Source organism: Halomonas sp. EF61 (assembly GCF_040147045.1).
Lineage (GTDB): Bacteria > Pseudomonadota > Gammaproteobacteria > Pseudomonadales > Halomonadaceae > Halomonas > Halomonas litopenaei.
This window is the reverse complement of sequence record NZ_JAMSHM010000003.1, coordinates 646749-660239: the sequence shown is the minus strand read 5'-3', so window position 1 is coordinate 660239 and position 13491 is coordinate 646749. Positions and strand designations below refer to the sequence as shown.

Below are 13491 nucleotides of genomic sequence, written 5' to 3'. Positions count from 1 at the left end.
GCGGACAGGGGGCTTCCCTTGTCCGCCATGTCGTTACCGCCGTTGGATGTTGCCGCGTGCCTCAGGAGCGTCGATCGGCAGGCAGCCCGAGAAAGTTCTGGATGATGAAGAAGTGATCCTCGAACAGGCTTTCCGGCTCGAGTTCCGCCAGGGGTACCCAGCGCGCATGGTCGCCACCCTTGACGGGTTTCAGCCTCGGCAGGTTCTGATCCGGTCTCAGGGCAAAGTAGAAGGCTTCGGCCAGGGTTCGCCCACGCCAGCTTCGGTGCGGCTCGTCGAATAGCCGTTGACCGCGTAGTGATCCCTTGAGCACCGGCTCCGGCACCTTCAGCCGAATGCGTTCGCGCAGCTCGCGCAGGCAGGCGTCCATCAGTCGTTCCTGGGCGCTGATAAAGCCCCCGGGCAGGGCATAGAGTCCCTTGCCGGGTGCCGAGGTGCGCCGCACCAGCAGCACATGGCCCGACTGCACCACGACTGCACAGACGGTGACGAAGATCGGCGGGTAGGGTGCCTGGGCCCAGGCCGAGCGGTACTGGTCGAGCAGTTGCTGTTCTTCACCGAGCTGGCGGTAGGGCTTGCCGCTCATGAAGCGGCGGATATGCTCCACCACGCCCGGTGGAAGATCGTGGCTTGCGTTGGTGGAGAGATACTCCACCGCCGACCCCTCGGAGCGAAATAGCCGTTCTCGAATCTGGCTGGCAGAGATCGCTTCGACCAGCGGTACGCTCACCGACTCCCACTGTGGGAACAGTGACAGGTAGTAGCTCGACTGACCGCGGCTGGCGCCGATCAGCCCGATACGTGGTAACCGTGCGCTCTCGGGATGGGCTAGATCGCGCACCTTGCGCTGGACGTCGTGTACCCAGACATCGTCGTTGTACAGCGCATCCAGCAGCGGCACGATCTCGAGGCGAGCGTTGTCGTCCTCGTCGAAGGCGCTGCGCAGCATCTGGCGGCGTTCGTCGAAACGCCAGGGGTTTCGCAGTGAGCGCGCCTGCCACGCGGAGCCTACCAGCACGATGACCTGTCTGGCCTGCTTGAGGGCCGCCCGAATCACCGCCAGATGGCCGAGGTGCGGGGGCTGAAAGCGTCCGATGAACACCAGGCAGTCGAACTCGGTCTGCGGCGGAGAGGTGGCCAGATCGGTGGGCATGGAGGGCTCCTGGAAAACGTCGCCGCCATTATGGTGGCGCTGACTGGCAGGCGCAAACAGACCGGCGCAAACAGAGAGGCTCCCGAGCTAGATGAGTGAGGCTAGATGAAGGAGGCTTGATAAACCCGTCACGATGATCCGGTCGTGAGGAACTGGCAGCGCCTGGGCGTCGCGTTGGCGCATGTTCCTGCGTATACCGTCGGTGTTAGGTATGCTGAGAGCAACGATAATGACGAGGGAACGCCATGATCATTCAGTTTTTCGCCTTCTGGTGGGGGGTGCTGCGTCGCTCGGTGGCGTTGTGGCTGGAGCGCAACGCCTTCAGCTACGCCGGCTCGCTGGCGTTCTATACCCTGTTTTCGCTGGCGCCGACGGTAATCATCGCGGTAACGGTGATCGGTGTGGTGCTGGGCGAGGAGGCGGCACAGGGGCAAATCTTCGCCCAGTTGCAGGGCACCATGGGCCCCGAGGCGGCCACCGCCATCGAGCATGCCGTCGCCCAGTCGCGCATCCAGGAGTCCGGCCTGTTGCCGACGCTGCTGGGTTTTGCCGCGCTGGCGGTTGGTGCCACTACGGTGTTCGGCCAGATGCAGTTCTCCCTGAACACCATCTGGGGCGTCGCGGCACGCCCCAGCAGCAACAGTCTGTGGATCTTCGTCAAGAATCGCATGCTGTCACTGACGATCGTGCTGGCGATCGGCTTCATCCTGCTGGTGTCGGTGGGGCTCGGGGTGTTCGTCAGGGCGGCACTGAAGGCCGCCGATGATGTGCTGCCCTACGTCAGCCTGCTGACACGAGGGGTGGAGCTGCTGGTGTCGATCGGCGTGATCGCCGCGCTCTTTGCCACCATCTTCAAGGTGTTGCCCGATGTGGTGCTGCGCTGGCGCGACGTCATCGTCGGTGCGGTTGTCACGGCCTTGCTGTTCTCGATAGGGCGCACCGGTATCGCGCTGTATCTGGCCTACAACGCAACGGCCTCGACCTACGGCGCGGCGGGGTCGGTGGTGGTGGTACTACTGTGGGTCTACTACTCCTCGCTGATCCTGCTGTTTGGTGCTGCCTTTACCAAGGTCCATCTACTCGCCCGGCACAAGCCCATCATCCCACGCAACAGCGCCGTGCTGGTCAAGCAGGAACTGCTCGATCAGCAGAGCGTGCGTGCCCAGTTGAGCGCCGAAGAAGAACGGGAATTCGAGCAGGAGGCTCGCGAGCGTCAGCACGAGGCGGAGCTGGAGGCAGGTGAAACGGAGACTGCCGGCACGGCGGAGAGTCGTCAGGCCAACGAAGATGACGAGGTCCACGTCGATGATACGGTTCACGATGCCGATGTCGCCAGAGAGGAACCAATGGACGAGCAGCAGGAGGCAGCCACGATGTCCGATGACACCCTATGCCTGGAGGCCCTGGTGGAAGGGCGAGTACAGGGCGTGAGCTATCGCTTTGCCACCAGGCAGCAAGCCGAGGCCGAAGGACTTGCAGGGTATGCGCGCAATCTGCCGGACGGCAGTGTCGAGGTATTGCTGTGTGGACCTCGTGACGCGGTGGAACGAGTCGCCGACTGGCTTGAATATGGGCCCGAGCAGGCCGAAGTGACCCAGGTCACGACCCGTGAGGTAACGCTGGATAAGCCGCCGAGGGATTTCACGACGGGCTAGAGCCTGTGCGAAAAGTGCCCGGGGTCGTCGACCCCGGCTGCTTGACGTGAAAGATTCAGAGGGAAAGGAGCCCCGGGCGGGCACGACGGATAATGTCGAGGGACAGTGTCGAGGGACAATGTCGTGCCCGCCCGGGGCTTTTTGCTGGCTTGAGTCGTTCAGTCCAGCGCGGTCGCCGGCTCGGTTCAGGCCAGGGTGTCCGCGATCCAGTCGCTGACGGCCTTGCCGTCTACCTTCATGCAGACGTCGACCACGGGTGTCTGCGACCAGCGGTCGGCGATAAAGCCTCTGCCTTCCGGCGCGAGGATGGTCTGCCCCTCGGCCGGCCCTTCGGTGACCACACCCAGGTGGCCGCGGGTGGTCTCGAACAGGTCCGGGCGCAGTAGCCAGGCCAGGGCCACACTGTCATGGGGGCAGCAGCCGTCGATGCCGAGGGCTTCACGATAGAAGGCGCGATAGAAGTCGTAGCTGCCGGCCAGAATCTTGCCGAGCTCGCCCTGGCCTGCCTCGATGCGGGCCATGTGTTCCGGCGTCAGGATGCAGCGATGGGTCACGTCGAGCCCCACTAGGGTCAGCGGCCAGTCGGCGGTCAGTACGCGCTGCGCGGCGTGGGCATCGTTGAAGATGTTGGCTTCTGCCACCGGGGTGACGTTGCCGCCTTCGCGAATGGAGCCGCCCATGATGACCACCTGCTTGACCAGGCGGGTGATCTCGGGGTCCAGCTGCAGCGCTGCGGCAAGGTTGCCCAGAGGGCCGACCGCCACCAGGGTGACCTCGCCCGGACGCTGGCGCACGGTGTCGACGATAAACTGGGCGGCGCTGCGAGCATCGGCCTGTCCCTTGACCTCGGGCAGGGGGATATTGCCCAGGCCGTTGTCGCCATGGATATGCTTGGGTGCCGGATGACGAGGCTTGACCATGGGGCAGGCCGAGCCCTGGGCCACCGGCACCGGCTGGCCAGCGATCTCGCCGAGCAGCAGGGCATTGTGGGTCGCCGTCTCGATGTCGACGTTGCCGAAGGTGGTGGTCATGCCGAGCAGCTCAATGTCGGGATGGCGCAGGGCGATGGCGATGGCCTGGGCGTCGTCGACGCCCGGGTCGGTATCGAAGATGATCGGGGTGCTCACGGAAGCTCCTGTGATTGGCCTGAAGGTCTCAACGGATGGCATGCTGGCCGCTCGCCAGCGCTGTGTCGACCTCGTCGCGGGTCGGAATGCTGGCGGCCGCGCCCTGCCGCTGAACGCCGAGGGCGGCGGCGGTGGAGGCCAGCGCCAGGCAATCCGCCACGGTCTTTTGTTCCTGCATCGCGGCCAGATAGTAGCCGATGAAGGTGTCCCCGGCGGCGGTGGTGTCAACCGCCTCGACCCGACTCGCCGCTTGGAACTGGCGTTGTCCGCCGTGCTGATGCCAGGCGCCTTCGCCGCCGAGCGTCAGCACCAGTTGGGTGCTGGGCAGGCGCTCGGAAAGGGCGGTGAGCAAGGCGTCGGCATCGGTATCCTCTGCAACACCGGCCAGCCAGGCGGCCTCGCCCCGATTGACGAAAAGGAGATCGCACCGGTCGAGCGGCAGGTCCAGCACGGCGTCGCTCATCGGCGCCGGGTTGAAGGCGATGTTCAGTCCCTTTTCATGTCCGAGCCGGATGGCATCGGCCAGGGCGCTGCATTCATTCTGCAGCAGCAGCCAGTCGCCGGCCTGAGTGCCCTCCATCAGCCTGGAAAGGTCGTCGGCCGCGTGATGGTGGTTGGCTCCGGGGAACAGCAGGATGGCGTTCTCTGCGCCGTCGTCGACCTGGATGATGGCGTGGCCGGAGGGGGCGGCCACCTCGGCAATACCATTGACGTCGACCCCGGCATCGGCAAGCTGCTGGCTGGCCCAGCCATCCTGGGCATTCAGGCTACCCCAGTGAGCCACCTGACCACCGGCCTTGGCCAGCGCGAGCGACTGGTTGGCTCCCTTGCCTCCAAGGCCGACTCGGTGCTCATGACTCGCCAGGGTTTCCCCCGGGCGAACGAGATGGGGAACGCGATAGACATGGTCGAGATTGATCGACCCGTAGTTGTACAGCATGGGGTGTCCGATGAGGGGGTGGGCTCAGCGCGAAGTATCGGAGTGATGCCGGGCGGACGCAAGGGTGCAACCGCCATCGACAACGAGGCTGTTACCTTGTTTCCAATGTTATACCGTTATCTTGGTTAGACCAGTACACGAACGTGCCAATTGCATTGGTGTGTTAATCATAGGCGATGAGGACAGGCCGTTGGGAAGCTTTGCATTCGCTAAACTCGCCCGAACATGCCGATCAGGGGTGCGATAGCGTTGCCTAAGCGTGGCGAGAGCTTGGCATCGGCGTGACGATAACGTTGTATCAGCGTGACGAAAGCCTGGAGAGAGCGCAGCAAGGGGCAGGGTGGCAAGAATGACCTGGTGTCAGGCGGGCACGGTCTGCTGTGCCCGCCATGGACGGCGTCAGCTCTCTTGCGCAGCGTTCCGCAGATTGTCGACGGTCAGCTTGACGATGTTCTGTCGCGCTTCAGGGGTGATCCAGGCGCTGTGCGGGGTGACCAGCAGGTTCAGGCGCGGCGACTCGTTGACTGCGTCAATCAGGGCGTGGCCGTCACGGGGCGGCTCCGCGGGAAGGACATCGACGGCAAGGCCTCCCAATTGCCCTTCGCGCAGGGCGGCCAGAGCGGCTTCTTCATCGATCACTCCACCCCTGGCGCAGTTCACCAGCAGGGCGCCTTTCTTGATGGTCTTGAGGTTGTCCGCGTTGAGCAGATGACGACTGTGTTCGGTCAACGGGCAATGCAGGCTGACCACGTCGGCCTCGGGCAGCAGCTCGGCCAGTGCCGGGCGCCGGTCATTGGCCTCGTTGCCTGGTCGCGCGCTGAAGCTCACCCGCATGCCGAATGCCTCGGCCAGGGCGGCCACCTTGGAGCCCAGTTCACCCTGTCCCACCAGCACCAGATGCTTGCCTTCGAGTTGCAGGGTCGGGTGGTCCATCAAGCAGAAGAACGGGCTCTCTCCCCAACGGCCTTCGGCCACGTCGCGCTGGTACTGCGGCAGGCGAGTGGCCAGAGCGAGGATCAGCATCAGCGTATGCTGGGCGACACTGGCAGTTCCGTAGGCGTTGACGTTGTCGACGCGGATGCCACGCTCTTTCGCCACCTCCATGTCGATATTGTTGGTGCCGGTGGCCAGTACGCAGATATGCCGCAAGGAGGGCAGGGCGTTCAGCGTATCGGCATCCAGCACCACCTTGTTGACGATGGCGACGTCGGCGCCAGCCAGCCGTTCACGCGCCTCGGCGGGGGTGCTGGTGGGGTGAACCTCGAGGCTCTCGAGCTGCTCGCGCAGCGGTGCCAGGTCGATATCAGTACCCAGGCTGTCGGCGTCCAGTAATACAGCTTTCATCGCTTCTCCTGTTGTGTTTGGTGGGTGTGGTGCGTCTGGTGGCGAAGATCGGTGCACAGGGCTGGGCCTTGAGGTGCTCAGCACGCTATAATGCGCCCCTTTGATTTGGGCTTGGAATTGCTGTTGGCCGGCCCTATATCGCATGTCGGGATCGGAAGCGGCGTGATCGAGGGTGTGTCAGGCAGATCAGACGCCGGCTTCCCGCCCCGCAGGAACAATGCGAACGGAGACCTAGAACCATGCCCATCTACGAATATCAGTGCAAGGCCTGTGGCCATCGGCTGGAGAAGCTGCAGCGCATGAGCGCCGCTCCCTTGACCGACTGCCCGGCCTGCGAAGCTCCCGAACTGAACCGCCTGGTCTCGGCGGCTGGCTTCCGTCTTGCGGGTGGCGGCTGGTACGAGACCGACTTCAAGACCGGTGGCACCAAGAAGAATCTGGCGGGTGACAGTGGCGGAGGCGGTGCCTCCTCCGGTGGTGGCTCCGCTTCCGGTGACGGCGCCGCTGCCTGATCCAACGAATTGCCTTTACCTTCACGCAACATGACAGGAACCAACATGCGCAGCCATTATTGCGGCCAGCTCAACGAAACCCTGGTGGACCAGACGGTCAGCCTGTGCGGCTGGGTACACCGCCGCCGTGACCACGGTGGGGTGATCTTCCTCGACCTTCGCGATCGTGACGGTATCGCCCAGGTCGTGGTCGACCCCGATACCGCCGAGGCCTTCGCCAATGCCGACCGCGCCCGCAGCGAGTACGTGCTGCGCATCCAGGGCCGAGTGCGCATGCGTCCCGAGGGAACCCAGAACCCGAACATGCCGACCGGCCTGATCGAGGTGCTGGCCAAGGAAGTGGAGGTGCTCAACACCGCCGCCACGCCGCCGTTCCAGCTCGACGAGCACGGCAAGGTGGGTGAGGAAATTCGCCTCAAGCACCGCTACATCGACCTGCGTCGCCCGGAGATGATCGAGAAGCTGCGTCTGCGCTCTCGCATCTCCCATAGCGTGCGGGCCTTCCTCGAGGGCGAGGGCTTCCTCGACATCGAGACGCCGGTGCTGACCCGGGCGACCCCGGAAGGTGCACGTGACTATCTGGTGCCGAGCCGGACCCATGCAGGCAGCTTCTTTGCGCTGCCGCAGTCGCCTCAGCTGTTCAAGCAGCTGCTGATGGTGGCGGGCTTCGATCGCTACTACCAGATCGCCAAGTGCTTCCGTGACGAGGACCTGCGTGCCGACCGTCAGCCGGAATTTACCCAGATCGACCTCGAGGCCTCCTTCGTCGAAGAGGCCGACATCATGCGCATCACCGAGTCCATGGTGCAGGGCCTGTTCAAGGACGTGCTCGACGTGGATCTGGGCGAGTTCCCGCGCATGACCTGGCATGAGGCGATGCATCGTTTCGGCTCCGACAAGCCGGACCTGCGCATCCCGCTGGAGCTGACCGACGTCGATGACCTGATGAAGGAGGTGGACTTCAAGGTCTTCTCCGGTCCGGCCAACGCTGATGACGGCCGTGTCGCCGCGCTCAAGGTGAGCGGTGGCGCCAAGCTGTCGCGCAAGGAAATCGACGAGTACACCAAGTTCGTCGGTATCTACGGCGCGCGGGGCCTCGCCTGGATCAAGGTCAACGAGCGTGCCAAGGGCATCGAGGGCCTGCAGTCGCCGATCGTCAAGTTCATGGAAGGCGTGATCGAGACCCTGCTGGATCGTGTGGGTGCCGAAGACGGTGACATCATCTTCTTTGGTGCCGACAAGGCGCGCATCGTCAACGAGGCGCTGGGGGCTCTGCGGGTCAAGCTGGGTGAGGATCTTGATCTCTACACCCAGCCCTGGGCGCCGCTGTGGGTCGTCGACTTCCCGATGTTCGAGGCCGACGACAACGGTCGCCTGAGCCCCCTGCATCACCCCTTCACCTCGCCAGCGTGCAGCCCCGAGGAGCTCAAGGCCAACCCGGCCGAGGCCCTGTCGCGTGCCTATGACATGGTGCTCAACGGGACGGAGCTGGGTGGCGGCTCGATCCGTATCCACGATCAGGCCATGCAGAGCGTGGTATTCGAGATCCTGGGTATCGGTGAAGAAGAAGCGCGCGAGAAGTTCGGCTTCCTGCTGGACGCGCTGCACTACGGTGCGCCGCCCCACGGTGGTCTGGCCTTCGGTCTCGATCGCCTGGTCATGCTGATGACCGGCGCTCGTACCATCCGTGAGGTCATCGCCTTCCCCAAGACCCAGAGTGCAGCCTGTCTGATGACCGACGCCCCTGGCGAGGTCAGCAACGACCAGCTCAAGGATCTGAGTATCCGCCTGCGTCAGAAGGCCAAGCCCGAAGCCAGCGAATAACGCTAGGCTATCGTGCTGTACCGACAAACCCCCGCCCATCGGCGGGGGTTTTTCGTTGATGGGAAATCAGCCCAGCAGCCTGGACAGTGGTGACGGCAAGGAAGACGCCGCGCGACGGGCCAGCGACGGAAGGGTGGTGAGAGGCGATAGAGACGATAGAGGCGTGAGCGGTGAGCCACCATGAGGCTCGGTCAGATGCTGTCCGATCATTCTACGCGCCGGTGCCAGTCGGTCACCCAGGCGCAGCCCCAGGTGACGGACCATTCGTGCCGGCACTCCGTCATCGGTGTAGAGGCCAACGATGGCCTGGGTGGCTTGATACAGCGGCCAGGTGGCCAGCCGATGCTCGCGCTCGTAACGCTTCAGCAGTTGCGGGTCGGCGATGTCCTGTCCGAGTTGGTGGGCACGGATCAGCCGGCGGGCCAGGCGGTGCTGACTCTGGGCGCCAAAGTTGAAGCCGTGTGCCGTCACCGGATGCATGCCCACCGCGGCGTCACCGACCAGGGCAAAGCGTTCGGCCACGAAGCGCTCTGCGTAGGCGCTTACCAGGGGATAGACGTGGGTCTCTCCCTCCAGGGTCATGGCGCCGAGCCTGCGTCCGTAGCGATGGGTCAACGCCTGCGACAGTGCCTCGGGCGGCAGCGCGGTAAGCTCCGACATCTGCTGGCTGGGCAGGGTCACCACCGCCGACGACAGGTGTTCGTGCAATGGCAACAACGCCAGGGTCTGGCCGTGGTCGAACCACTCCCAGGCAGACTGGTCATGGGCGCGTTGGTGGCGAACCCGACACACCAGCATGCTGCGGCCGTTATCGCGCATGCGCGCAGCGATGCCCATCTGACGGCGGGATTCGGAGAAGCGACTGTCCGCGGCCACCGCCAGACGTGCCGACAGTCGAGTACCGTCTTCCAGTGCCAGACGCGCCGCACCGGGGTCGCTGGTGATGCTTTCCAGCGCCGAGAAGTGCCAGTCGATGCCGTCCATACGTTCGGCTTCCTCGAAGGCGGCGCGGCGTATCAGATGGTTCGGCACCATGAAGCCCAGTGGTCGATCGTTGCCGGAGTCGAAGTCCATGGCAAAGGACGACTGTCCGTTGAACACCTTGGCATGCGTCAGCGGTGCCACCTCGTGCTGGGGGATCCGCTGCCACACACCAATGTCGGCAAGCAGGTCGCAGGATGCCTGGGTCATGGCGATCTCGCGCCCATCGGGCCTGGGTTCGGCCAGTCGAGGGCGATCGATTCGATCGATCAGTGCCACACTCAAGCCGGCACCGGCCAGTGCTCGCGCCAGGCATAGGCCCACTGGCCCTGCACCAATGATGGCCACATCCTTCATTCGTCACTCCTGAGCTGGATTCGCTGGTGAGCTGCACGCGCGGTAGAATGCGCGATAAATCAAGCGCCCGACGCTAGCACAACGGGTGATCAGGTGGCGGGCTATGTGGCGCGCCTTTGATCCAGCGCCGGGTTCAGGTGCTTTTGGCAGGCTCCTTCAGGGCCTTGTCTTCCAATATCGCCCGGCGACGTGCGAAGCGTCGGCTTCCAGCAACCAACGGGATGCACCATGGCAGGACATAGCAAGTGGTCGAACATCAAGCATCGCAAGGCCGCCCAGGATGCCAAGCGCGGCAAGATATTCTCCAAGCTGATCCGCGAGCTGGGCGTGGCCGCTCGTCAGGGCGGGCCCGAACCCGCTGACAATCCGCGTCTGCGGGCCGCCATCGACAAGGCCCTGTCCAACAACATGACCAAGGACACGATCCAGCGGGCGGTGGATCGCGGGGCAGGGCAGAATGATGGCGATGACATGGAGGAGATCACCTACGAGGGCTATGGTCCGGAAGGCGTCGCCATCCTGGTGCAGTGCATGAGCGACAACCGCAATCGAACTGTCTCAGATGTGCGACACGCGTTTTCCAAGCATGGCGGCAACCTGGGCACCAGCGGATCGGTCGCCTTCATGTTCCATCACCAGGGGCGACTGACCCTGGCACCGGGAACCTCCGAGGAGGCAGCCATGGCGGCCACCCTGGAGGCAGAGCCCGAGGATATCCTGACCGACGAAGACGGCAGCCTTGAGGTGGTGACATCACCGGAGCGCTTCGGTGCCGTCAAGGATGCCCTGCTGGCCGCGGAGCTTGAGCCCGTCTACAGCGACGTCGGACTCTTCGCCGATACCACCACGCCCATCGAGGATGCCGATCTCGCGCGCCGTGTGCTCGCCCTGATCGATCACCTCGAAGACCTCGATGACGTGCAAAATGTTTTCACCAATGCGGACTTCAATGATGCCATTCTTGCCGAACTGGAGCGCTGACCTACCGGGGAACCCGGCATGATCGTGCTGGGGATCGATCCTGGCTCGCGTATCACCGGCTACGGGGTACTCGACGCCAGCGAGCGGCAGCCGCGCTACATCGCCAGTGGCTGCATCAGGCTCAAGGATGAGTCACTGGCCCAGCGCCTGGCGCAGGTCTATGCCGGGATCAGCGAGTTGATCGGGATCCACCGTCCCGTGGCCTTCGCCATCGAGCAGGTGTTCATGTCGAAAAATGCCGACTCTGCGCTGAAACTGGGCCAGGCGCGGGGCGCCGCCATCGTCTGCGCCGCCAATCACGGCCTGGATGTGCACGAGTATGGGCCGCGCCAGATCAAGCAGGCGGTCACCGGCAGCGGTGGTGCCGACAAGACCCAGGTGCAGCACATGATCACGGCGACGCTGGGTCTGTCCGGTACGCCCCAGGCGGACGCCGCCGATGCTCTGGGAATCGCCCTGACGCACTGCTACGCGTCACGTGGCTTGATCACCCAGGGCTCCTTCGGTGGGCGGCCCAGCGGCTCCAGGGGGGGCGGCAAGGGGACGTCCTGGCGCCAGTATCGTCCCTAGGGCTTGTCTGAAAAGTGCCTGCGCTCGGTAATACGGCGTTAAAAATCGGATCAAAATGCTCATTTACACCCCGTAAACTGCGCTTTCTCACCGATTTTTGCCTTGTCTAACCTTCGCTCGTCGACTTTTCGGACAGCGCCTAGGTTTTTTTACGCCGATGCGCCGGGTTGTTGTTGCTGCGTCGGCTGACGTTCAGGCTGTCGCAAAGTGGCGACGGAAGCATTATCGAACAGCGTTTGTTTGTGCTGGCGGGGCCCAGGCTGCCACCGTATAGTGGGATGCAAGGTACGCTTGCAGGGTAGCCGCTCCCGCGATTCGTGACCGCCGTCTCAGGTACACTGGCGATCACTTTTACCGCCGAGATCAAGGAAGTATTCGCGCCATGATTGGACGCATCACGGGCACACTGCTCGAAACCCAACCACCCTGGCTGGTGGTCGACGTCAATGGCGTCGGCTACGAGATGGAAGCCTCCATGACCACCCTGGTCGCCTTGCCGGGCGCCGGGGAGCGGGTGTCGCTGTACACCCATCTGACCGTGCGCGACGACGCCCATCTGCTGTATGCCTTTGCCCGCGAGCAGGAGCGCGCGCTATTTCGCGCACTGATCAAGGTCAACGGTATCGGCCCCAAGCTGGCCCTGGCGATACTCTCCGGCATGGACGAGGACGCCTTCATCCGCTGCGTGATGGAAGACGACGTCAAGGCGCTGACACGTCTGCCTGGCGTCGGCAAGAAGACGGCCGAACGTCTGGTGATCGAGATGCGTGATCGCTTTCCCCACTGGCAGCATCCCGATAGCCTGCCGCTCGAAGGGAACGCTCAGCCGTCCACACCGGTATCCGGCAAGACGGCATTGGCTGACGCCGAGGCGGCGCTGGTCAGTCTGGGCTACAAGCCCACCGAGGCAAGCCGCATGTTGTCCGGTCTCGAGGATGAGGGCAGCACCGAAGCCATGATCAAGGCGGCGTTGGCGCGCCGCATGGCGGGTTGACCATGATCGATACCGACCGACTGATTGCTGCCGATCCGCAGGAAGGAGAAGGGCGGGTGGACCACGCCATCCGCCCCAGGCGCCTGGCCGACTATATCGGCCAGCCCCGGGTCAGGGAACAGCTCGAGATCTTCATCCATGCCGCCCGGGCCCGGGACGAGAGTCTCGACCACACCCTGGTATTCGGCCCGCCTGGACTCGGCAAGACCACCCTGGCCAATATCATCGCCACCGAGATGGGCGTGGGCCTGACCTCGACCTCCGGGCCGGTGCTCGAGCGTGCCGGCGACCTGGCCGCCATGCTTACCAATCTCAAGGCCGGTGACGTCCTGTTCATCGACGAGATCCATCGACTTTCGCCGGTGGTGGAAGAGATCCTCTATCCCGCCATGGAAGACTTCCAGCTGGATATCGTCATCGGTGAGGGCCCGGCCGCACGCTCGATCAAGCTCGACCTGCCCCCCTTTACCCTGGTCGGGGCGACCACCCGAGCCGGGCGTCTGACGTCACCGCTGCGTGATCGTTTCGGTATCGTGCAGCGCCTCGAGTTCTATGCCATCGACGAGCTGACCGAGATCGTGGCACGCTCGGCGCGCCTGCTCGAGGTACACACCGACACGGACGGCGCCCGTGAGGTGGCCAGGCGCTCCCGTGGCACGCCACGTATCGCCAACCGGCTGCTGCGGCGGGTTCGCGATTTCGCCGAGGTCAAGGCGGCAGGGCGCATCACCGCCGAGGTGGCCGACCAGGCGCTTAACATGCTCCACGTTGACCACCATGGCCTCGACCATATGGACCGTCGCCTGCTGCTGGCGATGCTCGAGAAGTTCGACGGTGGCCCGGTGGGGGTGGATTCACTGTCGGCGGCCATCGGCGAGGAGCGCGACACCATCGAGGACGTGATCGAACCCTACCTGATTCAGCAAGGTCTGATGATGCGCACCGCACGAGGCCGGGTGGTGACGCGCCAGGCCTGGACCCATTTCGGCATGGCCCCTGACGACCAGGCCTTCGACGCTTCCAACGACTGACCCGAGACGAGGATTTCCGTGA

Annotated in this window: 12 protein-coding genes and 1 pseudogene; 8 read left to right on the top strand and 5 right to left on the bottom strand. The window is 64.1% G+C overall.

The window, feature by feature from the left end:
* Window positions 1-61 precede the first annotated feature (61 nt).
* Complete coding sequence (locus NFI08_RS17830; RefSeq protein WP_045994963.1) at window positions 62-1153, bottom strand: bifunctional nicotinamide-nucleotide adenylyltransferase/Nudix hydroxylase; 1092 nt, start codon at window positions 1151-1153, stop codon at window positions 62-64.
* 245 nt (window positions 1154-1398) lie between these two features.
* Between NFI08_RS17830 and NFI08_RS17825 the strand changes: the two are divergent.
* Together NFI08_RS17825 and yccX are read left to right on the top strand one after the other, a co-directional pair.
* Window positions 1399-2295: pseudogene (locus tag NFI08_RS17825) on the top strand (YihY/virulence factor BrkB family protein); the annotation flags it as partial.
* A 204-nt stretch (window positions 2296-2499) separates the two neighbouring features.
* Window positions 2500-2808: an acylphosphatase gene (gene yccX / locus NFI08_RS17820; RefSeq protein WP_308812451.1), complete on the top strand. Its 309-nt coding sequence runs from the start codon at window positions 2500-2502 to the stop codon at window positions 2806-2808.
* Window positions 2809-2993: 185 nt separating this feature from the next.
* Here the strand turns inward: yccX and NFI08_RS17815 are convergent, their stop codons facing one another.
* The 3 genes from NFI08_RS17815 to NFI08_RS17805 form a co-directional block, all read right to left on the bottom strand.
* Complete coding sequence (locus NFI08_RS17815) at window positions 2994-3935, bottom strand: nucleoside hydrolase (protein ID WP_108447921.1); 942 nt, start codon at window positions 3933-3935, stop codon at window positions 2994-2996.
* Between the two features lie 28 nt (window positions 3936-3963).
* Complete coding sequence (locus NFI08_RS17810) at window positions 3964-4875, bottom strand: ribokinase (RefSeq protein WP_108447922.1); 912 nt, start codon at window positions 4873-4875, stop codon at window positions 3964-3966.
* 399 nt (window positions 4876-5274) lie between these two features.
* A complete protein-coding gene (locus NFI08_RS17805) occupies window positions 5275-6219 on the bottom strand; it encodes a D-2-hydroxyacid dehydrogenase (protein WP_108133597.1) in 945 nt (314 codons plus the stop codon).
* Window positions 6220-6458: 239 nt separating this feature from the next.
* Here NFI08_RS17805 and NFI08_RS17800 point away from each other — a divergent pair, with 239 nt between their 5' ends.
* Entirely contained in the window at window positions 6459-6731 is a 273-nt protein-coding gene (locus tag NFI08_RS17800; RefSeq protein WP_045994967.1) for an FmdB family zinc ribbon protein, read from the top strand.
* 45 nt (window positions 6732-6776) lie between these two features.
* Window positions 6777-8555, top strand: a complete 1779-nt coding sequence (gene aspS, locus NFI08_RS17795; protein WP_108133598.1) for an aspartate--tRNA ligase — start codon at window positions 6777-6779, stop codon at window positions 8553-8555.
* Between the two features lie 66 nt (window positions 8556-8621).
* Here the strand turns inward: aspS and ubiM are convergent, their stop codons facing one another.
* Window positions 8622-9893: a 5-demethoxyubiquinol-8 5-hydroxylase UbiM gene (ubiM, locus tag NFI08_RS17790; protein ID WP_349591116.1), complete on the bottom strand. Its 1272-nt coding sequence runs from the start codon at window positions 9891-9893 to the stop codon at window positions 8622-8624.
* Between the two features lie 228 nt (window positions 9894-10121).
* On the opposite strand from ubiM, the gene NFI08_RS17785 reads away from it, so the two are divergent.
* The 4 genes from NFI08_RS17785 to ruvB all read left to right on the top strand — a co-directional run bounded on the left by NFI08_RS17785 (window position 10122) and on the right by ruvB (window position 13469).
* The gene (locus NFI08_RS17785; RefSeq protein ID WP_108133600.1) at window positions 10122-10874 is read left to right on the top strand and encodes a YebC/PmpR family DNA-binding transcriptional regulator; all 753 of its coding nucleotides are present in this window, start codon (window positions 10122-10124) and stop codon (window positions 10872-10874) included.
* 18 nt (window positions 10875-10892) lie between these two features.
* Window positions 10893-11444, top strand: coding sequence for a crossover junction endodeoxyribonuclease RuvC (ruvC, locus tag NFI08_RS17780; protein WP_349591112.1), 552 nt, complete (start codon window positions 10893-10895; stop codon window positions 11442-11444).
* Window positions 11445-11826: 382 nt separating this feature from the next.
* Window positions 11827-12438: a Holliday junction branch migration protein RuvA gene (gene ruvA, locus NFI08_RS17775; protein WP_045992044.1), complete on the top strand. Its 612-nt coding sequence runs from the start codon at window positions 11827-11829 to the stop codon at window positions 12436-12438.
* A 2-nt stretch (window positions 12439-12440) separates the two neighbouring features.
* Complete coding sequence (ruvB, locus tag NFI08_RS17770) at window positions 12441-13469, top strand: Holliday junction branch migration DNA helicase RuvB (protein WP_045992045.1); 1029 nt, start codon at window positions 12441-12443, stop codon at window positions 13467-13469.
* The last annotated feature ends 22 nt before the right edge of the window (window positions 13470-13491 follow it).